The 22,163-nt window shown below is 48.6% G+C and carries 22 protein-coding genes; 16 read left to right on the top strand and 6 right to left on the bottom strand.

What is annotated here, in order from left to right:
• Nucleotides 1-69 precede the first annotated feature (69 nt).
• The 8 genes from ACXAGR_RS08420 (at nt 70) to ACXAGR_RS08385 (ending at nt 9,820) form a co-directional block, all read left to right on the top strand.
• Nucleotides 70-1,449 (top strand): FGGY-family carbohydrate kinase, encoded by a 1,380-nt coding sequence (locus tag ACXAGR_RS08420; protein ID WP_474844011.1) that lies wholly within the window; start codon nt 70-72, stop codon nt 1,447-1,449.
• Between the two features lie 100 nt (nt 1,450-1,549).
• The gene (locus ACXAGR_RS08415) at nt 1,550-2,335 is read left to right on the top strand and encodes a DeoR/GlpR family DNA-binding transcription regulator (protein ID WP_119499527.1); all 786 of its coding nucleotides are present in this window, start codon (nt 1,550-1,552) and stop codon (nt 2,333-2,335) included.
• Nucleotides 2,336-2,613: 278 nt separating this feature from the next.
• Entirely contained in the window at nt 2,614-4,806 is a 2,193-nt protein-coding gene (locus tag ACXAGR_RS08410) for a bifunctional rhamnulose-1-phosphate aldolase/short-chain dehydrogenase (RefSeq protein WP_474844010.1), read from the top strand.
• A 10-nt stretch (nt 4,807-4,816) separates the two neighbouring features.
• A complete protein-coding gene (locus ACXAGR_RS08405) occupies nt 4,817-6,112 on the top strand; it encodes a sugar isomerase (RefSeq protein WP_474849307.1) in 1,296 nt (431 codons plus the stop codon).
• A gap of 101 nt (nt 6,113-6,213) precedes the next feature.
• Complete coding sequence (locus tag ACXAGR_RS08400; RefSeq protein WP_119499530.1) at nt 6,214-7,359, top strand: alpha-hydroxy acid oxidase; 1,146 nt, start codon at nt 6,214-6,216, stop codon at nt 7,357-7,359.
• 307 nt (nt 7,360-7,666) lie between these two features.
• Nucleotides 7,667-8,725, top strand: a complete 1,059-nt coding sequence (rhaT, locus tag ACXAGR_RS08395; RefSeq protein WP_119499531.1) for an L-rhamnose/proton symporter RhaT — start codon at nt 7,667-7,669, stop codon at nt 8,723-8,725.
• Nucleotides 8,726-8,852: 127 nt separating this feature from the next.
• Entirely contained in the window at nt 8,853-9,014 is a 162-nt protein-coding gene (locus ACXAGR_RS08390) for a DUF533 domain-containing protein (protein WP_474844008.1), read from the top strand.
• Nucleotides 9,015-9,142: 128 nt separating this feature from the next.
• Nucleotides 9,143-9,820 (top strand): hypothetical protein, encoded by a 678-nt coding sequence (locus ACXAGR_RS08385; RefSeq protein WP_474844007.1) that lies wholly within the window; start codon nt 9,143-9,145, stop codon nt 9,818-9,820.
• Here ACXAGR_RS08385 and ACXAGR_RS08380 read toward each other — a convergent pair.
• Genes ACXAGR_RS08380 through ACXAGR_RS08370 form a run of 3 tightly spaced genes read right to left on the bottom strand, consistent with a single transcriptional unit; the run spans nt 9,810 to nt 11,454 of the window.
• On the bottom strand, nt 9,810-10,820 hold the full coding sequence (locus ACXAGR_RS08380) for a CobW family GTP-binding protein (protein ID WP_474849305.1): 1,011 nt from the start codon (nt 10,818-10,820) through the stop codon (nt 9,810-9,812). The two genes, ACXAGR_RS08385 and ACXAGR_RS08380, sit on opposite strands and share 11 nt — an antisense overlap.
• The gene (locus ACXAGR_RS08375; protein ID WP_474844005.1) at nt 10,820-11,239 is read right to left on the bottom strand and encodes a TraR/DksA C4-type zinc finger protein; all 420 of its coding nucleotides are present in this window, start codon (nt 11,237-11,239) and stop codon (nt 10,820-10,822) included. Before ACXAGR_RS08375 ends, ACXAGR_RS08380 begins: the two co-directional genes overlap by 1 nt.
• Complete coding sequence (locus ACXAGR_RS08370; protein ID WP_474844004.1) at nt 11,236-11,454, bottom strand: hypothetical protein; 219 nt, start codon at nt 11,452-11,454, stop codon at nt 11,236-11,238. Before ACXAGR_RS08370 ends, ACXAGR_RS08375 begins: the two co-directional genes overlap by 4 nt.
• A gap of 89 nt (nt 11,455-11,543) precedes the next feature.
• Here ACXAGR_RS08370 and ACXAGR_RS08365 point away from each other — a divergent pair, with 89 nt between their 5' ends.
• The 6 genes from ACXAGR_RS08365 to ACXAGR_RS08340 all read left to right on the top strand — a co-directional run bounded on the left by ACXAGR_RS08365 (nt 11,544) and on the right by ACXAGR_RS08340 (nt 18,388).
• Nucleotides 11,544-13,940 carry a TonB-dependent receptor gene (locus tag ACXAGR_RS08365; protein ID WP_474844003.1) on the top strand — a complete coding sequence of 799 codons (2,397 nt, stop codon included), beginning with the start codon at nt 11,544-11,546 and terminating at the stop codon, nt 13,938-13,940.
• A gap of 32 nt (nt 13,941-13,972) precedes the next feature.
• A complete protein-coding gene (locus tag ACXAGR_RS08360) occupies nt 13,973-15,343 on the top strand; it encodes a 5-methyltetrahydrofolate--homocysteine methyltransferase (RefSeq protein ID WP_474849303.1) in 1,371 nt (456 codons plus the stop codon).
• Nucleotides 15,344-15,430: 87 nt separating this feature from the next.
• Complete coding sequence (locus tag ACXAGR_RS08355; RefSeq protein WP_474844001.1) at nt 15,431-16,054, top strand: ZrgA family zinc uptake protein; 624 nt, start codon at nt 15,431-15,433, stop codon at nt 16,052-16,054.
• A 7-nt stretch (nt 16,055-16,061) separates the two neighbouring features.
• Nucleotides 16,062-16,493 carry a MerC domain-containing protein gene (locus ACXAGR_RS08350; protein ID WP_474849301.1) on the top strand — a complete coding sequence of 144 codons (432 nt, stop codon included), beginning with the start codon at nt 16,062-16,064 and terminating at the stop codon, nt 16,491-16,493.
• Nucleotides 16,494-16,532: 39 nt separating this feature from the next.
• The gene (gene zigA, locus ACXAGR_RS08345) at nt 16,533-17,738 is read left to right on the top strand and encodes a zinc metallochaperone GTPase ZigA (protein WP_474843999.1); all 1,206 of its coding nucleotides are present in this window, start codon (nt 16,533-16,535) and stop codon (nt 17,736-17,738) included.
• A complete protein-coding gene (locus ACXAGR_RS08340; RefSeq protein WP_474849299.1) occupies nt 17,735-18,388 on the top strand; it encodes a DUF1826 domain-containing protein in 654 nt (217 codons plus the stop codon). Before zigA ends, ACXAGR_RS08340 begins: the two co-directional genes overlap by 4 nt.
• A gap of 6 nt (nt 18,389-18,394) precedes the next feature.
• Here ACXAGR_RS08340 and ACXAGR_RS08335 read toward each other — a convergent pair whose 3' ends face one another.
• Genes ACXAGR_RS08335 through ACXAGR_RS08325 form a run of 3 tightly spaced genes read right to left on the bottom strand, consistent with a single transcriptional unit; the run spans nt 18,395 to nt 20,047 of the window.
• Nucleotides 18,395-19,066: a DUF3299 domain-containing protein gene (locus ACXAGR_RS08335; RefSeq protein WP_474849297.1), complete on the bottom strand. Its 672-nt coding sequence runs from the start codon at nt 19,064-19,066 to the stop codon at nt 18,395-18,397.
• Nucleotides 19,067-19,077: 11 nt separating this feature from the next.
• Nucleotides 19,078-19,533 carry a hypothetical protein gene (locus tag ACXAGR_RS08330; protein WP_474849295.1) on the bottom strand — a complete coding sequence of 152 codons (456 nt, stop codon included), beginning with the start codon at nt 19,531-19,533 and terminating at the stop codon, nt 19,078-19,080.
• The gene (locus ACXAGR_RS08325; protein WP_474843995.1) at nt 19,517-20,047 is read right to left on the bottom strand and encodes a DUF3299 domain-containing protein; all 531 of its coding nucleotides are present in this window, start codon (nt 20,045-20,047) and stop codon (nt 19,517-19,519) included. The genes ACXAGR_RS08330 and ACXAGR_RS08325 overlap by 17 nt, the downstream gene beginning before the upstream one ends.
• 112 nt (nt 20,048-20,159) lie before the next feature.
• Here ACXAGR_RS08325 and ACXAGR_RS08320 point away from each other — a divergent pair, with 112 nt between their 5' ends.
• Nucleotides 20,160-20,864, top strand: a complete 705-nt coding sequence (locus tag ACXAGR_RS08320; protein ID WP_474843994.1) for an ABC transporter ATP-binding protein — start codon at nt 20,160-20,162, stop codon at nt 20,862-20,864.
• A complete protein-coding gene (locus ACXAGR_RS08315) occupies nt 20,864-22,099 on the top strand; it encodes an ABC transporter permease (RefSeq protein ID WP_474849293.1) in 1,236 nt (411 codons plus the stop codon). The genes ACXAGR_RS08320 and ACXAGR_RS08315 overlap by 1 nt, the downstream gene beginning before the upstream one ends.
• Nucleotides 22,100-22,163: the final 64 nt, after the last annotated feature.

The raw sequence follows: 22,163 nt of genomic DNA, 5'->3' as shown, positions 1-22,163 counted from the left end.
AGGCTTAAAAATGGCCTGAGTACTGACGAAAGCAACATGACGGAACACAATAAATGCAGGAGAAAAATCATGCTTAAAGCCGTTCTGGATATAGGCAAAACCCACATTAAATTGCTGTTGGTAGATAACGGTAAAGAATGCGCCAGCTTCAGCTGTAAGAATGCGCCCATTGCCGGCATGTATCCTCAGGCAGATGTGGAAGGCATATGGAACTGGCTGGCAGAAACCTTACGCTCATGCACACTTACGCCTGATATCAACGCTTTTGTCGTCACCACTCACGGAGCGACGGCTGCGTTAGTGAATACGAACGCCCCTGAAGGGGAGCAACTGGCACTGCCGGTCCTTGATTATGAATTTCAGGGCGTAGAGAGTTGCTCTGATGCTTATGAAAGTGTGCATCCTGACTTTTCAGAAACCTTATCCCCCGCATTGCCTGCAGGTTTGAATCTGGGTAAACAATTGTTCTGGTTACAGCAGAAGTATAAAGAGGCGTTCGACTCAGCCTCAACCATTTTGCTTTACCCGCAGTACTGGGCCTGGCGTCTCGGCGGCTCACCGGCTGCAGAAGTAACATCTTTGGGGTGTCATACTGATATGTGGCAACCTCAGAAAAAAGACTACTCTTCGCTGATTGATAAGTGTGGCTGGCGGGAAAAAATGCCGGCACTTAAAAACGCATGGGATTGTCTTGGCACCGTGTCAGCGAAGGTTGCAAAGGAAACCGGATTATCTGAACAGTGCGAGATTTTTGCCGGTATCCACGACAGCAATGCCAGCCTGCTGCGCTATTTGTCACTGGCGAAAAGCGGCGAGAGTTTCAACGTGATTTCTACCGGAACCTGGACCATTCTGATGCAGGCAAACGGTTACACCGGCAAACTTGCCAGCTATAAAGATACCCTGGCCAACGTGGATATTTTCTCTAACCCCGTCAGTTGCGCACGTTTCATGGGCGGACGGGAATACGAAAGCATCTGTACTTCTCTGGGCGGCAACATTCGCATGAGTGCTGAAGCCGGGGATATTCAGCAGGCGCTGGATAAAGGCTGGATGGTGACGCCGGATTACAGTCAGGGGAATGGCCCCTTCGGTGGCCTTACTGCGAAACAATTATGTCCGGATGCGCCGCCTGCTCCTCAGGCTATTGCGACGCTGTACTGTGCGCTGATGATTGATCAACGGTTAACTGATCTGCATTCAACCGGCACAATATATATAGAAGGGGCTTTCCTGAAGAACCCCATGTTATGCAAGTTAGTCGCACAGCTGCGTCCGGACCAGACTGTCATGCTCTCCCGTGATAACACGGGAACAGTAATGGGCGCGGCAAGTTTAATTCACTTTGATAAGCAGGCTGCAGCTGAACTGGACTTAGTGCCCTGTGAACCTTCTGCGTTTGATAAATTGGAAGCGTACCGGGAAAAGTGGTACAAATCGATGGGATGAATCTATCATATTCAATCAAAAACTTGGTTTTTTGATTGATTGTGCTTGAACAGGTGACTATATTATCGCTTACACGAATAACAATTATACAGGCAACACCATGCTGGAGAAGCAACGTCACCAGCTCATTCTGGATATCCTTGATGAGAGCACCTTTGTGAGTGTGCGCGACTTGTGCGCGCAACTTAACTCGTCTGAAGCGACCATTCGTCGAGACTTAAACAAACTGGCTGATGCGAAGAAAATTAAAAAAATTCGCGGCGGCGCGCAGGTGTTAGACAGTAAGACCGTGTCTAATATCCGCCTTTCCGGTAATGCTTTTCTGGTGGACAGAGAGCGCAATACCAGTACCAAGCAACTCATTGCCAAAGCGGCCACTGACATGTGTGAAGACGGCGAATCTATTATCATCAATGGTGGTACCTCCACGTTCATGATGTCTGAGTTTCTCGCCGAAAGACGCATGAACATTCTGACGAACTCCTTCGTACTTGCACATGAGCTACTGGAAAACAGTCAGAATCAGGTAACCCTACCCGGCGGGGAAGTGTACCGCAAGCAAAGTATCATTCTCAGCTCATTTGAAAACGATACAACACAAAACTACCGTGGCAGTAAAATGTTCATGGGTTCACCCGGTGTCAGTGAATTCGGCGTCATGGAAACCGATCCGTTGTTAATTCTGGCGGAGCAAAAACTCCGTAAGCGGGCCGATAAACTTATCGTACTGGCTGACAGCAGTAAAATTGGTGTGAAAGGTAATCTGATTTTCTGCGGATTGTCTGAAGTCGATACGGTCATCACCGACAGCAATGCAGCACCGGAAGCACTGGATAAAATCCGCGAATTCGGTGTGAATGTGATTGTGGTCGAGGCCTGCGATTAGGATTTACCACTCGTACAAACTGAGCGCGGTATCCTTCCGCGTTCTTTTCAGCTTCTGTCTCTGAATCAGCCCTGCCTTCATTAACAACTGCTAAACATCCGCAAAGCGTCATTCCTGAATAGATTTATACAACCCTTAAAATACTTGTAACAATTCTGTTATATTGTGATTGGAAATGATTGACAAAGATTGTATTGGATGTATATTGAATCATTAATGAATTAATGAGTCTCACAAAAGACCAGTTTCAATTAATTAACTTCACAGGATGCCTATAAATGCCTTATCAGCCAGATGAATACAAACACGTTAAATATCTGTGGGAAGACGAGGTTGCAGATAAACTCGATCCCGTAGAAAACCTGGTATACCGCTCGAATAAGCTGGGCGAAGACCAGCGTATTACTAATACCGGCGGCGGTAATACTTCGGCTAAGTTAATGGAAAAAGATCCGTTGACCGGTGAAGAAACTGAAGTGCTGTGGGTAAAAGGTTCCGGTGGCGACCTGCGTACATCAAAGAAAGAAAACTTCTCTTCTTTATACCAGGACAAACTGAACGCACTTGACGGCGTGTATCAGGACTATTCAGATAAAGGCTATAAGTCTGCCGGTGAAGACCGCATGGTCGGCATGTTCAAGCACTGTAACTTCTGTCTGAATCCACGGGCCTCGTCGATTGATACGCCTCTGCATTCAATGATTGACGAAAAGCACGTTGATCACCTGCACCCGAATGCCGTTATCTCCGTTGCATCCTGTAAGGCGCAGAAAGAACTGACTGAAGTGATCTGGGGCGGCAAGCTGGCCTATGTGCCGTGGATGCGTCCCGGTTGGGAAGCGGCGAAACTGTGTGAAGACACTTACGCTGCGAGCCCTGACATCTGGGGTATTCTGTTAGGTCAGCACGGTCATACCAACTGGTCATCTGAAAGTAAAAGCTGTTACGAAACCTCTTTATGGGTTATCGAAACAGCGGCACGTTACATTGAAGAGCACGACAAAGGCGAAATGACCTTTGGCGGTCAGAAGTATCAGTCTCTGGACGATGCGGCCCGTACTGATCTGTTAAAAGACTTTTTACCGGTAGCCCGTGGCCTGCTTTCTAATAAAGTGAAGTTCATCGGTACTGTTCAAACTGACGATGCCACACTGCGGTTCGTAAACAGTGTCGATGCGCCCCGTCTGGCTGAGTTAGGTACATCGTGTCCTGACCATTTCCTGCGCACCAAGATTAAGCCACTGTTTGTCGATTTCGATCCGCAGAATGATGATTTCGATACCCTGATCACTAAGTTTAAAGCCGGTCTGGAAAAATATCGTGAAGATTACACGGCATATTACGAAGCCTGTAAGCGTGAAGATTCTCCGGCTATGCGTGACCCGAGCCCGACGGTTGTACTGATTCCGGGTGTAGGCATGATTGCCTGGGGTAAGAACAAGAGTGAATCCCGCGTTACTGCAGAATTCTATAACTGTGCTATTGAAGTAATGCGTGGTGCAGAAGCGATTTCTGAATATACCGCGCTGCCTGCTCAGGAAGCGTTTGATATTGAATACTGGGCGTTAGAAGAAGCAAAACTTCAGCGTATGCCGGCAGAAGCGCCACTGGCCCGCGACGTGGTTGTGGTGATTGGTGCCGGTGACGGTATCGGTAAAGCGACAGCGCACCGTGTTGCTAAAGAAGGTGCCCACGTAGTGTGTGCAGACCTTAATCTTGAGAATGCACAGCGCACCGCGAAAGAACTTACCGACAAGTATGGTCAGGGAATTGGTGTAGCCGGTACTGGAATTTCTGCCTGTGGCCCGGCTGTGGCACTTCAGGCTGACATCACTAAACGTGAAACCGTTGAAGCGCTGTTCACACAGGTACTGCTGGCGTATGGCGGTCTGGATAAAGTGATTGTGACTGCCGGTGTATTCATCGCAGAAGGCGCAGACATGGCGAAGAATGATCAAATCTTCGACCTGAGCTTCGGCGTGAATGTGAAAGGTGGTTACGTCGTTGGCTCAACGGCTCAGAAAATCTGGGAAGCGCAGGGCCTGAAAGGCGCACTGGTACTGACTACCAGCGTGAATGCAGCTGTATCGAAGAAAGGTTCTCTGGCGTACGACACCAGTAAAGCGGCGGCAAACCATCTGGTTCGCGAACTGGCGGTTACCTTGTCACCGCTGGTCAACGTGAATGCACTGGCACCGGCAACAGTTGTGCAGGGCAGTAACATGTTCCCGAGAGACCGCGTGATTTCATCACTGACCAAGTACGACATTGCTCATGATGAAAGTGAAAGCACGGAAGAATTACGTGACAAGCTGGCGCAATTCTATGCACAGCGCACGTTAACCAAACAACCTATCACACCGGATGATCAAGCCGAGGCGGCCTATCTTCTTGTATCCGGTCAACTGAGCAAAACAACCGGGCAAGTGATCAGTGTAGACGGCGGTCTGCATGAAGCTTTCCTGAGATAAGAGGTGACTTATGTTAAGAAGAATTGATGCATCCATTATCAGCGATGACAACGAAAAGCTGAAAGGGCACTTAGACGCAGATTACGCTGCACTTGCAGAAAAGCTGGCACGCCAGGATATCGATATTGAGAAAATCACTGAGCTGGCCGGTGAATTCCAGGTTGCCGTACCTTCATGGGGTACAGGTACCGGCGGCACCCGTTTTGCCCGTTTCCCGGGTGAAGGCGAGCCACGCAACATCTGGGAAAAGCTGGAAGACTGCGCAGTGATCAACGAAATGTCAGGTTGTACTGACAGCGTATCACCTCACTTCCCCTGGGATGTGGTTGACGATTTCTCTGAGCTGAAGCAAAAAGCCGATGAGTATGGTCTGAAGTGGGTATCGGTGAACTCAAACACGTTCCAGGATCAGCGTGGTCAGGAACATTCTTACAAGTATGGTAGTTTGAGTAACACTAAGAAAGAATCCCGTGAGCTGGCGATTCAGCACAACCTTGATGTAATTGGCTACGGTCAGCAACTCGGTGCTAAAAGCCTGACAGTATGGGTTGGCGACGGTTCAAACCATCCCGGTCAGCAACATTTCCAACGTGCATTCGAGCGTTACCTTGCCAGCATGGAAGAAATATATATAGGCTTGCCGGATGACTGGGAAATGCACATTGAACACAAAATGTTCGAGCCTGCATTTTACTCCACTATTATTCAGGACTGGGGTTCAAACCTGCTGGCCGCTATGCACTTAGGGCCTAAGTGTAAGTCTCTGGTTGATTTGGGTCACCATGCACCGAATACCAACATTGAAATGATTGTGTCGCGTTTAATTCAGTTCAAGAAGCTGGGCGGTTTCCACTTCAATGACAGTAAATATGGCGACGATGACCTGGACAGTGGTTCACTGCATCCGTATCAGCAGTTCCTGATCTTCAACGAACTGGTTGATGCTGAATATCGTCAGCAGGACGAGTTCGGTCCGGCGTACATGCTTGATCAGTCACACAACGTGACCGATCCTGCAGAAAGCCTGATCAATTCAGCCATTGAGGTACAGCGCTCTTACGTAAAAGCATTGCTGGTTAACCGCGAAGCCCTGTATGGTTTCCAGGAAGACAACGATGCACTGATGGCGTCACTTGAGCTGAAAAATGCGTTCAACCTGGATGTATCACCTATTCTGGCGATGGCGCGTTACCGTAAAGGTTCACCAATCAATCCTCTTGGTGTTTACCGAGGTGTTGGTTATCGTGAAACCATGGCAAAAGAGCGTCCACGCGACCCCAATGCCACCGGTTCTGGTATCGTCTGATTCAGACGGACTGTGAATCTGGCCTGAAGATACAGCTCGCGTTTGCGGGCTGTTTTGTATCTGAGGGCTGTGGATCTGTAGCATGAGAACGGAAAACAATAATGCGATTAAGCCAGTGTCATAATTTTCATGATTTTCGTAAGTTGGCGCAGAAGCGTTTGCCCGGGCCAATTTTTAACTATATCGATGGCGGTGCTGACGATGAAACCACGTTACGCCGTAACACGTCGGCTTTCCGTGAGTGTGATCTGATCCCCCGCGTACTCACCGGCGTGAAAGATATTGATTTGAGCGTTGAAGTGATGGGGCAAAAACTGCAGTTGCCGGTTTATTTGTCACCAACCGCACTGCAACGTTTGTTTCATCATCAGGGTGAACGGGCTGTGGCAGCGGTCGCAGAGCAATTCGGTACCATGTTTGGTGTGTCGTCCCTCGGCACAGTCAGCATGGAGGAAATTGCTAAGCAATACGACACGCCTCAGGTATATCAGTTCTATTTCCATAAAGATCGCGGTCTCAACAGGGCCATGATGGAACGGGCGAAAGAGTCCGGTATCGAAGTGATGATGCTTACTGTCGATTCCATTACCGGCGGTAACCGCGAGCGGGATTTACGTACCGGTTTCTCCATTCCTTTCCGGTTGAATCTGGCGGGTTTGTGGCAGTTTGCGACTAAGCCGGCGTGGGGCATTAACTATGTCACCCATGAAAAATTTTCGCTGCCGCAACTTGATGCCCACATTAATATGGGCGGTTCAACCAGCTCTATCGGTGACTACTTTACAAATATGCTCGACCCGTCGATGAACTGGAAAGACGTGGCAGAGATGGTGAAATTCTGGGACGGCCAGTTCTGTCTCAAAGGCATTATGAGTGCCGACGATGCTAAACGTGCCGTTGATATCGGCTGTACCGGCATTGTGATTTCAAACCACGGTGGCCGTCAGCTTGATGGTTCCCGAAGTTCTTTCGATCACCTGGCTGAAATTGTTGATGCCGTCGGTGACCAGATTGATGTTATGTTCGACAGTGGTATTCAGCGCGGTACGCATGTACTCAAGGCATTAGCGCTGGGTGCGAAAGCAGTCGGACTGGGGCGCTACTATCTTTATGCTCTGGCAGCGGCAGGTCAGAAGGGCGTAGAGCGTGCGATGCAGCAAATGGTGGCTGAAATCGAACGGGACATGCGCCTGATGGGCTGCAGCAAAATCAGCGAGCTGAACCGCGACCACGTGCGATTCAGATAAGCGTTTTGTACGCTTTGTAAAATGAAGCACGCATGCAGGCTAGCTTGCGTGCAATCTTTATGTTGTTCTCCCTCTCTTCTTTAAGCCCGACCCAATCCGTTAACAGTTCTACGGATCTCCTTTAAATACATCACTGTATGCGTATCCCTGCACCTCATGATTACTACTTTTGAATATTTGTGATTGGAAATGATTAAAAGTGTGTGATTTACATAAAATTATTGTGTATGCTGGCAATTGTATTGTTTAAATGATGTAAACCCGTTACTTAAAAATTACATGCGGGTGGTGTACCGGGAGTAAAGGCATGACACCAAATCCATTACTAGGGGTATTGTTTCACTGGCTGGGCGGTTTGTTCTCTGCCAGTTTCTATGTTCCGTACAAACGCATTCAAAAGTGGTCGTGGGAAATCTTCTGGCTGACCGGTGGTATTTTCAGCTGGTTCCTGTGCCCGTGGTTTTTCGCGATGGTCCAGACCGAAGATTTATTTGGTGTACTGGGCAGTACGCCGGCAAGCACATTGCAGCAATGTTTCCTTTGGGGTCTGGGCTGGGGCTTTGGCGGTTTAACCTTTGGTCTGGCTGTACGCTACATGGGGATCTCGTCCGGCATGGCTATTGTGTTGGGTCTTACCACAGTATTAGGGACGTTAGGCCCACCTATATTTGATGGCACTATCGGTGCCGTACTGGCGACCACCAGTGGCCAGTTTGCTGTAGGCGGTACGTTGATGACCCTCGTCGGAGTTATTGTTGTTGCCAGGGCGACAGCTGAAAAGAACCGGAGTCTCGGCACCACAGAAGAAGCCGAAACCATTGATATGAAAAAAGGCTTAGCCATCGCCGCGTTTTCCGGCGTCATGTCTGCCTGTTTTGCTTTCGGTATTGCGGCGGGTAAACCCATCCGTGAACTGACTCTTGAAGCCGGCACCGATCATCTCTGGCAGGGATTGCCTGTATTGTGTGTTGTATTGCTGGGTGGTTTAACGACTAACGCCGTCTGGTGTATTTATCTGATTGCGAAAAATGGTTCTGCCAAAGAGTTTTTTGGTCAGGTCGCCAAAGGCACTGAGCGTCTGCAGGGCAACACGATGGTGAAAAACTATCTGCTGGCTGCATTAGGCGGTGCATTCTGGTACTTCCAGTTCTTCTTTTACACCATGGGCGAAAGCAACATGGGTAAGTACGAGTTCTCCAGCTGGACCATTCATATGGCCAGTATCATCATTTTCTCCACGCTGTGGGGATTAGCGTTGATGGAATGGAAAGGCAGCAATAAAAAGAGTCGTATGCTGCTGCTGACCGGTATCTCTTTACTTGTTCTTGCCACGCTGGTGATCGGCGTAGGTAACTCTCTGCAATAACGTAACAGTCCCTGGCGCCGGCCTTGGTATGGTTTCCAGTAGGTTGGCGCGCTTAATCTCTCTCCGGTACGCTGAGCTGTATTGTCAGCCGGTTAAGTGACAAAACTTAATTACCTTCGTGGCGGCAATGGCAACTTCACCCGCAATGGCCGCAGAAATATACCTGGCATCATTGTTGGTAATCGATGAACAGAACCATATGGAGAAGGTCTACCTCAGAGAATTAGCGGCTTTGCTGCGGTTGGATGATGAAATGGTACGCCGTCTGAACGAGAGTGGCAGAACCTAAACGAATGAAATTTCATACCTGAAAGTTTTCAAATCCCATCCAAAGGTATCTTTTTCCAGAACCATAAAAACGATATTGTTGTGCTACATTTTTAATCAGTCGATGCAGATACCCATTCAGGACAGATTATGAAAAAGTTATGTAGTGCAGCAGTATTGGCGTTCGCCGCCGTGTCTTCACCCGTCAGCGCCATCAGCGAGGGTGAGTATTATTATCTTCCAAGTGATCTTTGTGAAACCGCCAGTTCCGAAAATGTGAGCCAGAACAAGCTGCTTACCGTTATCGGCAATAACTCTCAGTCGCAGGTGCAACTGAATCTGGAATTACTGGCAGACTATCCTGAAACAGGACTGAGTTATCTTGAACAGGCGCAAAACGCTGCACAAATTGCGATTGTAGAAAAAGCTTCAAAAAACTGGGTACACTTCACGCAGGACAATATGTACATCTTAGGGAAAGAAAAAATCCCTTTGTCTGAAGCCGCTAAAATTCCGGCTATCCTTGCTAACTCACCGGAAAAAGCCGAAGCGTATCTGAGTAAAATCGAGTCTCTGGCGAAACGCTACAACTTAAAAGACGATGACATTATTATCGTGCAGACCGGTGCCCGGGTGCTGGTGCAGGACGATACCAACGAAGTATTCCTGAAATCATTCTTTACAGCATTTGATGCCAGACGGGTAGAAAAACATCTGCTGACTATCGACCATCATGCTCCGATGATGCAGTCACTGGAAGTGGCCTTCCATGAAAAACGCAGTCATGGTGCATGCGGTGTGAAAACCCAGGATGTCGCTAAGCTTTAATACAGTCCAGTAATCGTTGCTCCCGGCAGTCATCTGTCTGCGGAGCAATGATTTCAATACGACTCTCAGTGCAGTCATCAAGAAACATTTCCGTCATTTCATCGCCTTCAATGTTGAGCCCCAAAACACCCTCATCTGTGATTACCACAGCTTTAATCCGGCTACTTTTAAACGTCACAGCCCAATCTCTGAATGCTTTACGCCTGAAGGTATAGCGGACGTCAAATTGCCAGCCCACAGACCGGTATCCTTCGCCGCTATTTTCAGATTTGAGGATCCCGTTTTCAGGAAGAAGGACGTCCGGAGCACCCTGAGTGTCCGGCAGCGGAAATTTAGTTTGGCCCGAAATGTGACCCCACCTTTGTGATATCTGTGTTTTTCCTTCGAGGATATTCACGGCTATTTCGCCAAAGTCAGTAAACAGCGTAGTGAACATATCTCCTTTTCGCTGTTTTATATATCCTCTGAGTGCATTCCTGTCGGCATCAGAGTAAAGCGCCTGCTTGTTAGCGAGAATAAGGTCCGCAATATCAATTTGCTGGTTAAACGTGTCATGTTCTGTATACCGCCTGTCACACAGTTTTCTGGCATCAACCAGCGTAATTGTTTTTTGCAGTGAAATGACATCGTGATAGTGAGGTTCGCTGAGAATATCAATCACCTCTTTCGGGTGTCCGAGCCCGGTAGGTTCAATAATCAACCTGTGAGGATTGGCTTTCGCCAGCAGCTGATTTAAAGCAATTTGCATTGGCAGCTTTGCTGAACAGCACATGCACCCGCCGGGCACTTCTTTAACATACACGCCTTTCTCTTCAGAATATTGTCCACGCATTAAACTGCCATCAATACCTACCTCGCCGAATTCGTTAACCAGTACCGCCCAGCGCTCATGTCCGGGCTTCTGTTTGAGTAAGTTCAGAATAGCGGACGTTTTCCCCACACCCAGAAAACCGGTAATGATGTTGGTGGGTACCGCCGCCGATATCCGGTTAATACGCATTATTTCCTGCCTGAGTAAAAGTGTTGCTCTTTGCCTTCGTTTATCTGCTTGATGTCAGCACAATATTCTGAAACTGGCCTGATCAATAAACGGGGTATACCAATGGGATCGCCACTTTCCAGGCAATAGCCGTAACTTTTGTTTTCAATTTGCTTTAATGATTTGGCTATCTTGCCCAGAAGCATGCGTTCTCTGTCCAGAATTCTCAGGGCCAGTCTGGATTCCTCTTCATACTGTGCGCGGTCTACATCATCACTGAATTCGGGAGGAGAGCTTAATGACTCTTTTACATCTTCAATGTGAAGCATGGTCTTGTCTTTAAGTTCGAGCAGTAACGATTTGAAAAAGGCGAGCTGCGCATCGTTCATATACTCATCTTCGGACGCGGACAGTATTTGCTCTTTTGTGAGTTCCCTCATTTTTCCTCCTGACCAGCTTGCCGGAACCAACCTAAAATCCGGGTGTGATGACTTCTTCCATACAACTGTATGAATTGTCGTGTGTGTTCAGATTTTTCATTGCTCAGTGCCCCGATACGGGCAGCTATAAATTGACTGTCGAGTTGCAGACCACATTCAACGGTAATGCAGTGCACCCATTCCTGATAGCTTTGTGGTATGAGTGGTGAGGTCACGGCGTATCATCCTTTTCCTGTTGTAATTGCACTTGTTACATTATAACATTCTATTAATTGTTATAATATAACATTTCTTTGGAGAGTGGATGTTTAAGCTAAGTTATGTCGCTGCGGCCATCGCGACAGTCATTCCCTTTGTCGTGAATGCGCAAGGGGTACAGGGTTCAGTTAAAAATGCGTCAGGGCAGACGCTGGCTAAGGCAACCATTGAGATTGAAGCATTAGGGCTTGAGGTTGTCGCTGATGCGAACGGAAGCTTTGTGTTTCCGGAAATCGAACCCGGTGAGTATGTCATCCATGCTTCTGCTCCCGGATATGCTCATTTGCACAAAACCATATCGGTAGGAGAGCAGTCACCAGCAAATATTCAACTGGCGCTGACAAGAAGTGCCATCGAAGTTATTGATGTGACTGCAACGCCCATGCATCTTTCATCCATGGAGTCGGCGGCGCCGGTCAGTGTTCTTTCCGGAGAGTCATTGCGACGTCAACAGGCAGCTACTTTGGGCGATACACTGGAGAACCTGCCGGGCGTACAGTCGAATTTTCATGGCAATGTAGCCAGTACACCCATCATCCGCGGATTAAGCGGGCCACGGGTTTTGATTGCTCAAAATGGTCTGGATGTCAGTGATGTATCCCGCGTGGGGCCTGATCATTCCGTTGCCTCTGAAGCGTCTACTTCTCAGCAGATAGAAGTGTTACGGGGGCCGGCAACATTATTTTATGGCAGCGGTGCAATCGGCGGTGTAGTGAATGTGGTAGACGGCCGGATCCCGACAGACAATGATACCCGGGGCGAATGGTTGCTCGAAACTGACTCGGTGAATAACCAGAAACTGGGCTCTTTTAATGTTACCACCGGCGTTGATAAATTTGCCGTTTATGCAGATGGCTACTGGCGGGAGTCTGACGACTACGACACGCCCGTTGCGCCGGACATGGATGAAGACGGCCAGGATGCTGAACATGTTGTTAAAAACAGTGCTGAAAAGTCTGACGGGCTGACCCTCGGCGGCAGCTATCTGATGGATAACGGCTACGTGGGTGTGGCGGTAGAACGGTTTAACCGTGAATACGGTATTCCCGGACATTCTCATGGTGGCGAAGAAGCCGAAGAAAATGTGTTTGCTGATCTTGAGCAAACAAAGGTACAGGTTCTTGGTGAGTACCGGCTAAAAGGAGAATGGATTGACCGCGTTCAGTTTCGCGCGGGCCATACCGATTACGAACATGCCGAAATTGAAAACGGCGCTGCCGGTACAATTTTTGAAAACACTACCGACGAAATCCGTTTCGATATTATGCACTCGCCATTTTCTGAATGGCAGGGTGGCTTAAGTCTTCACTATAAAAACAGTGAAGTGGCCGCGCAGGGGGAGGAAGCATTTACTCCTCCGTCTGAAGCGGAAATGATTGCTCTGGGCCTGATGGAAGAAAGGCACTTTGGCGACTTTCTGTTACAACTCGGTGCGCGGATTGAACGGGTTACTCTCGACGCTGCTCAGGTGCAGTTGCCTCAGCTTTCTGCTCATGCTCATGATGAAGAAGAAGCTGAAGACGAACATGACCATGATCACGAGAGTGAAACAACGGTTACCCGTGTGTTTAGTGTGGATCAGAAATTCACGCCAGTCTCACTTTCAGCGGGTTTAGTGTGGGATTTTACACCCGGCTATAACATTGGTATTTCGGTATCCCGCTCTCAGCGTGCACCTTCTGCATCAGAGTTATTGTCATTTGGTCCTCATATCGGTACCCGTACTTATGAGATCGGTGCGTTGTTTGAATTGACCGGTGATGAAGAAAGTGCGTTAGGTCTGGCTTCAAAAGCCATCGATTTAGAAACGGCAAACAACATCGATGTGACCTTCAGAAAAACTGATGGTGACATTGGCTTCATTTTTAATGCTTTCTATAACCAGATAGATAATTACTACTATCAAATCGATACGGGGCTGTTTGCCGAAAGTGGTCACAGTCATGATCATGGTGAAGAAGAGGCAGAGGAGGCTCACGATCATAGCAGTGAGTTGCCGGTTTACCTGTTTGAATCAGATGATGCGATTTTACATGGTTTTGAGGCGCAGGTTGCCTGGCAGGTGACTGACGAGTTCAAGGCGCAGGTATTTTCGGATTATGTACGCGCCCGCCTGAAAGATGGCGGTGATTTACCCCGAACGCCACCGTTGAGATTCGGAGCACAATTCAGCTATCAGTCGGAAGTGATTACCGCAAACCTCGATATTACCCGTTACGCTGAGCAAGACCGCATTGCAGACTATGAAACCGTTACTGACGGTTACACCCTTGTGGACGCCTTTGTGTCTTACGACATGCAAGTCTTGTCTCAGGACGTGTCTTTGTACCTGAAAGGCAGCAACCTTACCGATACGGAAGCAAGAGTCCACTCATCATTTCTTAAAGATCTTGCTCCCCGTCCAGGCCGCAGCTTTGGTGTTGGTCTGAGAGGTTACTTCTAATGTTAAACCTGAATTCATCAATGGAATCGAAAATGAATACAACGAAAAAGCTCAGCTTTCTTGCAAGCGTGATCAGTGCCTTATTTCTTACCGGTTGCGGTGACGCAGAAACCACCATCATTGAGCAGGATCCTATAGTGGATGAGTCCGATGACGATCACGACCACGATCATGATGACGGGTATACAATTGTTAGTGCCGGCCGGTTATCCGTTCTTGATGCAGAATCAAACACGCTGGCAATATTTGATCTCGACGACAACAGCCTTCTTGACACCTTTTCAACAACCTACAGCGACAGTGCGCTGGCTACGTCAGCTGGAGGCCGGTTTGCCGTTATCACCAGCCGCACCAATGACCTCGTTGAATTCGTGGATGGCGGTCTCTGGCGGGAAGATCATGTTGAGCACCTGCATGACTATGAAGAAGCACCGGCGATGACGACTTTTGCGCTGACAGGCAGTCGTCCTACCCATGTAGTGGGTCACGACGGCCAGCTTGCAGTGTTTTTTGACGGTGATGCTGACAGCAGTTCACCTGCATCCGTTCAGGTGGTAACAGATACCAACATTGCAGCCGAAGCAAGTTCCGTTAATACCCTGACTTACGACGTTAATATGCACGGTGTTGCTGAACCAACAGGTGACATGCTGATAAGTACGGTTCGACGGGATGACAGCGAAACCACTTCAGCGAACCCGGTGCTGCCAGACAGTGTTGGCGTTTATCACTTGCATGACGGTGTTTATGAGCAGGAGCAGCTGTTTGCCGGTGAATGTCCGGATCTGCATGGTGCAGCAATGAATGACAGTTTTGCTGTTTTCGGATGCAGTGATGGTGTACTTGTTCTTTCGGCGACTGACGAAGTGTATTCATCATCGAAAATTGCCAACATTGAGGCCGTGGGTGACATGCGCATCGGGTCTGTATACACCCACCATGACGCCGCGTCTTTTGTTGGTATTGCTTCCGGTCACGGTGGCGGTGCCGCCGTTATTACGGCCATTCATGCTGATGACGGTGAGATGGAAGAGATTGACTGGGAGCCGGAAACGGACGCCACCCCGGTTTCTTACGGCTTTTCCTATGATGGTGTGCATTTTCTTATCTTAGATAGTCAGGGTTATTTGTCGGTAATGGCAGCCCACGCCCATGATGACCATATGCACTGGGAGCTTGAGGCGCGGGTGGATATCAGTGACGCGGATATTTCCACCATGCCTGACGGCCTTAACTTCTCGATGACAGTTTCTCAGAGCGCGGGGACGGTTTATGTCGCTGACCCGATTGCTTCTCATATTGTGATTGTAGATATCGAATCTGCTGCTGTAACCGGAGAAATTGAACCTGGTTTCGTTCCTGCTTCTCTAAGCTGGCTCGGGATTGCCGCTGAGCACGAGTAACATGTTGTAACCCCCGGGCGTCGCATTACCGGTAAAACCAAATGGAATGCGACGTATTCCTTCAAACTAACTCTCAGGAGCAAAATTATGTTTTCTTTGTGTCATACACCAGGGCTTGCAGCCACATCCGCAGCCGCTCTTTTATGTTTAGCTCCTTTTTCTGCAGCCTATGCTCTGGCAGGTAAGCATGTTCACGGACACGGGCAGTTACTCGTTGCTCAGGATGAGAGTAACTGGCAGCTTCAATTTTCAATTCCTGCAGCGGATTTACTGGGTTTCGAGCATGCACCGGAAAGTGATGAACAGATGCAGCAGGTACATCAAATCGAAAAACAAATAAGTGAGTACAGCAACGTTTTCTCTGTAGACGGAAATTGCCAGCTGGTCAGTCAGGAGGTCGACTTTCCCGACCACGACTCTCCTGAACACGACGTCGGCCATGAAACTCATGGCCTGCAGCATGAAGATGAGCAACACCATGACGGGGAGCATCACGACGAGGATCATCACGACGAGGATCATCATGATGCGCACCATCACGAAGATGTTACGTTAGCCTATCAATTATCTTGTAGTGACGACATTTCTGAAATGACGATAACCCTTTTTCGTCTGGCGCCATCATTGTCAGCCCTGGAAGTTCAGTGGGTAAACGACAAAGGTCAGGGGATGGCTGACGCTACACCTCAGAGCGCAACAGTAAGCTGGTAAATATCACATGCAAAATACTCCTCTCTACAACGGAAATACTATGCCGCGGATTCAGGAAGTGGGCGATAAAATCGCTATCGCACTTTCATCTTTATGCGTTGTTCACTGCGTACTCACACCATTATTAATCATCGCCTTACCCACTTTCGGCGGGCTGGCAATCCTCGACCACGAAGTCTTCCATCAGGTCCTGCTGTTTTTTGTTATACCGGTAGGTCTTGTGGCGTTACTTGCCGGTTACCGGCACCACAAGAATGGCAAAGTACTTTCCTGCGGACTGGCAGGTTTGTTACTGCTTACCCTCGCCGGCACGGTTGCTCATGACACTGTCGGGGAGGCGGGGGAGACGGTGTTAACCATAATCGCCTCATTATTTATCGTCATCGCACATATTCAGAACTTCCGAAAGCGAAACCTCACCCGCTGTGAGCACTCCTGAAATACCAATTGTTAAACTCTCAGAACAGGCACCACCACCATGCACCACAATAAGTTACCCGTTACTGTACTGTCGGGTTTCCTGGGAGCAGGAAAAACGACTCTTTTAACTCATATTCTTAATAACCGCGATGGTTTGCGCGTGGCGGTGATTGTGAATGATATGAGTGAAATCAACATCGACGCCTCGCTGCTTAAAAGTGACGTATCACTGAATCACAGCGAAGAAAAGCTGGTTGAAATGAGCAATGGCTGTATTTGCTGCACGCTGCGTGAAGACTTGCTGATTGAGGTAAGAGAGCTCTCGCAAAGCGGCAAGTACGATTACCTCGTGATTGAGTCTACGGGCATTTCAGAGCCATTGCCGGTAGCTGAAACCTTTACATTTGCCGACGAAGACGGCGTGTCTTTGTCTGATGTCGCCACCCTGGACACCATGGTGACGGTGGTGGATGCGGTGAATTTTGTACGTGACTTCGATGAAGCGAAGTACTTGCAGGAAGCAGGAGAATCACTGGGCGATGATGATGAGCGAAGCGTATCAGATTTGCTCATCGATCAGGTGGAATTCGCTGATGTCATTTTGATCAGTAAGACCGACCTGGTTGAGCCGCAGGCAACAGAGAAGCTCACTGCTATCCTCAGAACGCTGAATACATCGGCAAAGATTTTGCCCATTGCAAATGGTCAGATTGATATTCGTGAGGTGTTGGGGACAGGTTTATTTGATTTCGCCAAAGCGCAACAAGCGCCGGGCTGGCTCAAAGAACTACGCGGAGAGCACGTACCTGAAACCGAAGAATATGGCATAAGCAGCTTTACCTATAAAGCGCGCCGGCCTTTCTACCCGGACAAGTTCTATCAATTTTTACATGGCAGTGAAAATTACGGGAAGTTATTGCGCTCGAAAGGATTTTTCTGGCTTGCCAGCCGCCCGGAGTTTGCCGGGCAGTGGAGTCAGGCAGGAGGCATTGCCCGTTATGGTTTCGGCGGCATGTTCTGGAAAGCCATTGATAAAAGCCAGTGGCCGGATGATGAAGATTACCTGAAAAGTATTGCTGAGCAATGGGAAGAGCCTTTCGGCGATATGAGACAGGAGCTGGTTTTTATCGGGCAGGATCTTGATGAGCAGGCGATTACCTGTGCACTGAATGACTGTTTGCTGGAAGATGAAATGATGGTGCAGGGAAAAGCCGTCTGGCAAATGCTCGATGATCCGTTTCCAAAATGGGAGGCAGCATCATGAGTGCAGCATTGCAATTTGACGACATCCGCCAGTGTGTTACCGGCGAGGTGCCGGAGGTACTGGCGGAAATATACCGGGATCACAATAACCTTGTAATTTGGGAGCGCAGCCTTAATACGCAATTGCTTCAGTTTTTAGAAGCGCGGCTGGCACAGGGTGAAAAGCTCAACGTAACCGAAGAAATCATAACCAGCAAGATACCAGAGCAGCTTGATGAAATTGACCAGCTGAACGCCTGGGGGAGTGCCTTATCAGACGATATCGCCCGGATGACAGAGATGTTTGCCTATCTCTTTGACATTGAACGGGTTGGCCTGCGGATCCGGACACTGGACAGTGCCATGTGTCCCCGGTTTCATATCGACCGTGTGCCCTGCCGTTTTATCACGACCTACGCTGGCAAAGGCACACAATGGTTAGCGAATCATGCGGTTAACCGCGCCATGCTGGGGCATGCCAGTAAAGGGTTGCCGGACGATCAGTCAGGGCTAATGAAATCTGCGCTGGATGTTCAAACCATGCAGGCAGGCGACATCGCGCTGTTGAAAGGTTCCGCATGGGAAGGCAATGAGCACGGAGCCATTGTGCACCGCTCGCCGTTGCTGGAAAGCGGTGAAAAACGCCTGATTATGACACTGGATTTTATGTGAGGCATTTCAGTAAGTCTGAAATTCGTGATCCCTTACGTCGTCGGGTTTACCAGCAAAAGGTTGAATACTTACAGCGTCCATCAGGTAAGCTGACGTACCCATAGGGTCTTCAAACATGGCCACCTGCAGAATTCCGCTAATGGTATACGCATCGCTGCTGCCGTCCATGGTAAAGCCCTCAGGTGAGCGGACATAAATCATTTGATTAGGTGCCGGGGGAGGGAAGTGAATACAGGCGCCGAAATAAGGGACAAGAAAAAAAGACAGGATTTCACGCCGGTCATTCACATCTAACGGTACGATGAAGCCATTGATTGTAACGGCTCTGTTGTGCAACGTTTTCACGGAAGTTGTAGATGTCAGCGTTGCCTGGTAGTCAGCATCGAAAGACGCCTTAATGGATGTGAAAACCTGTTCATTCATTGGCTTTGTTTTGTCGGGCTGGTACTGCTTTATGAGGGATGCTTCGTTTTCCGGCAGTAAGTCTTTCCAACCTGCATGCCATGGCTTTTCATTTTCAAACTGACTTCGCAAATCTTCATTGCTGTTTACAAAAATGGCATTTTTGCTGAGGCCGGATGACTCAGCCGGAAATGGTGAACCGTCGGTCAGGAGAAACCCGGCAACTACGCCTGCCAGTAAAGCCAGGCCAACGATTAATCCTGCTTTAGCGTGCATTTCAGGCCTGCCTACACCGACTGAATTTTAAGCGTCTTCTCAATTTCCACCGGTGTTGAGCCCCGTTTAGCCGTGAGGATCACGGTTATTGTATGCTCTCCTTTTTCCATGGCACGGAAAATCATCGTTGATTTTTTTGTTATCCCGGCAATGCGAATCGATTCTTCCGACAGTAATTTTATATGTTCGCTGCCTTTGATATTGACACTGACATCGTAGAAAGATGTTGGCACAAAGAAGGCTAATTCACTGTTGGTTTCTACCCCTGTTGAGGTACTTACCTTCCCGGGTACAGTCACACTGATATTGTCGAATCGCGTCTGTTGCATGTGTTGCTGCATCATAGGGTGGTAAGCAGCAAAACCTGCCATACCTTCTCCGTGAAAATCACAGGCTGATGCGCCGGAGGTGCAAACAATACTCATCACTCCTGCCGCGATCAGCAGCGCTTTATTCAAATAGTTCATAATTGTCCACTTTCAGTGTGTAAGCTGCAGTGCCTAATTCATGCTGACGGGTTTGAATATCCACTTCGCCCTCGAACCAGAAAGGTTGCTGTAAATCCTCTAACTCCAGTCCCTGCTCGTAGCTCACATAAATAATCTGATTAGGCGGTGGCGGTGGCATATGCAGACAGGCACCAAAGTAGGGAACGATGAAAAATTCGGTCACCAACTTTTCTTCATTTTGTTGAAGGGGGACCACGTAGCCCGGAATTTTAATTGAACGGCCGTCAAATTCAGGAATGACCTGCACAGAGCTTAACGCCTGCTTGAAACGCTCTACTTTCTCATCTTCAAACGAGTTCTGTGTGAATGCCTTTACAGAATCTTGTTGAGATCCGTCCTTAACATTGCTTAGATAGTCAGGTGGGTCCAGCAGCGCCGCCAAATCACTTGCCGGCATCAACGCAGTCCACTCTATTTCTTCATATTCGGCAGCAGATAGTGACGCGCTGAAGGGACACGCACTTATACACATTAAAATTGCGGTTTGTCTCAGGATTCGTTTCATTAAAAGCGTCGCTATTGGTTAGATAAAATATCCGATGTTATAACATCACCAGATTCTATAATAACGATAAGAGTTCAGTTTGAATAGTCAGCATACAAGCACTTCGTCGGCTTCTGTCGCGATACATCTCAAAGATGTGATTCATCAGTACCCGAAAAGTAAAACCCGCATGACACTGCCGGAATGGACAGTGGAAAAAGGTGACCGCATCTTTTTGCATGGCCCGTCGGGCTCGGGGAAAACCACGTTATTGAATATGCTGGCCGGTGTACTGAACGCAGACAGCGGTGATATTACCTTGCTGGGCGAGGATTTCTCTTCACTGTCATCCGGTAAGCGCGACGGGTTCCGTGCCCGGCACATCGGGGTGGTATTCCAGCAATTTAACCTGGTGCCTCATCTCAGTGTATTGAAGAACATCGAACTGGCCGCTTATTTCGGTGGCAACAATGGCAATATCAAAAGCAAAGCAGCGGGCTTAATTAACGCCCTTAAACTGTCTGAAGAAGTGTTAACCCAGTCAGCTAAAAGCTTAAGTGTGGGACAGCAGCAACGTGTGGCCATTGCCCGCGCGCTCATCAATGAACCTGAAATTCTGCTGGTGGATGAGCCGACTTCTGCGCTGGATACCGATGCCCGTGATGCATTTATGACTCTGCTGATTGATCTGTGTAAACAACATCACACTACGCTTATCTTCGTCAGTCATGACAAAAGCCTCGCGCAGTATCTGTCGTCATCAGTGTCTTTGCAGTCGTTATGCTCATTCAGTGAGGTGGCATAATGTTGTTATCTTTTGCAGTAAGCAGTTTACGAAGCCGCGCGAAGTCAGTGCTGCTTACTTTTCTTTCGTTGCTCATCAGTATCAGTGTATTACTCAGTGTTGAGCACATCCGTTTGCAGGCAGAGGCCAGCTTCAACCGCACGGTGTCCGGTGTGGACTTAATTGTCGGTGCGCCAAGCGGACAGATGAACCTCATGCTCTACAGTATTTTCCGCATGGGCAGCCCCACCAATAACGTGGAATACGACAGTTTTGAAATGCTCGAAAATAACGAACAGGTAAGCTGGGCAATTCCAGTCGCACTGGGAGACTCTCATCACGGTTACCGCGTGTTAGGTACCAATCAAACCTACTTCGATCAGTATAAGTACGGCAATAAGCAGCATTTGGCCTTTGCTGACGGCGAATCGTTCAAAGGCATATTCGACACAGTCATTGGTGCGGACGTGGCAAAGAAGCTGGGCTATAAGGTCGGCGATAAGATTGTTATTGCCCATGGTACCGGAGCCGTAAGCTTTACCAATCATGAGCAGTCGCCGTTTACTATTACCGGTATTCTCGCGCCTACCGGCACACCGGTTGATAAAACCGTACATGTGAGTTTAGCGGGTATCGAGGCCATGCATCTGGCGCCTTCCCAACTGAAAGACATCCTCGCAAACCCCGATGATTTTTCCAATCCACTGGTTCAGCCAGACAGCGTAACCGCCGTGTTGTTGGGACTAAAATCGAAATTTGCCACGTTCACTTTACAGCGGGCGCTGAACAATTATGAAGATGACAGACTCATGGCCATTCTGCCCGGCGTAGCCATGGCTGAGTTATGGAAAATGATGGGCACGGTAGAGAATATTCTGCGTGTGATCAGCGTACTGATCCTGGTGTCTTCATTATTCGGGCTGTCTACCATGCTGCTGGCTTCCATGCAGCAGCGGGAAAAAGAGATTGCAGTGCTCCGTATATTAGGTGCCGGAGCCGGCGTGGTGTTTTTACTTATTTTAACCGAAGCCATTGTCATTGCTGTCGGTGCCAGTGTGGTGTCACTGGGGTTAGTCACATCCATTTTTGCCGGCGCGAAAGGCTGGCTGGCCAGTGAGTACGGCCTGTTTTTATCTGCCAATGTGTTTAATACGCACAGCGCAATGGTTATTGGTGCTGTGGTAGTAGCGACGCTTATTACCTCGTTGTTGCCCGCAATTGACGCCTATCGCAGTGCTATTCATTCGAGGCTTTAGCTAAGCCTCGCGCGTCTAATATAGCGAGATGTGCGATAAGCTGCTTGTGGTTACAACTCGTTAC

This window comes from Alteromonas sp. ABH4_457 (assembly GCF_056160625.1).
Note: the sequence above shows the minus strand (reverse complement) of the source record. Positions and strands in the feature narration are given on the sequence as shown.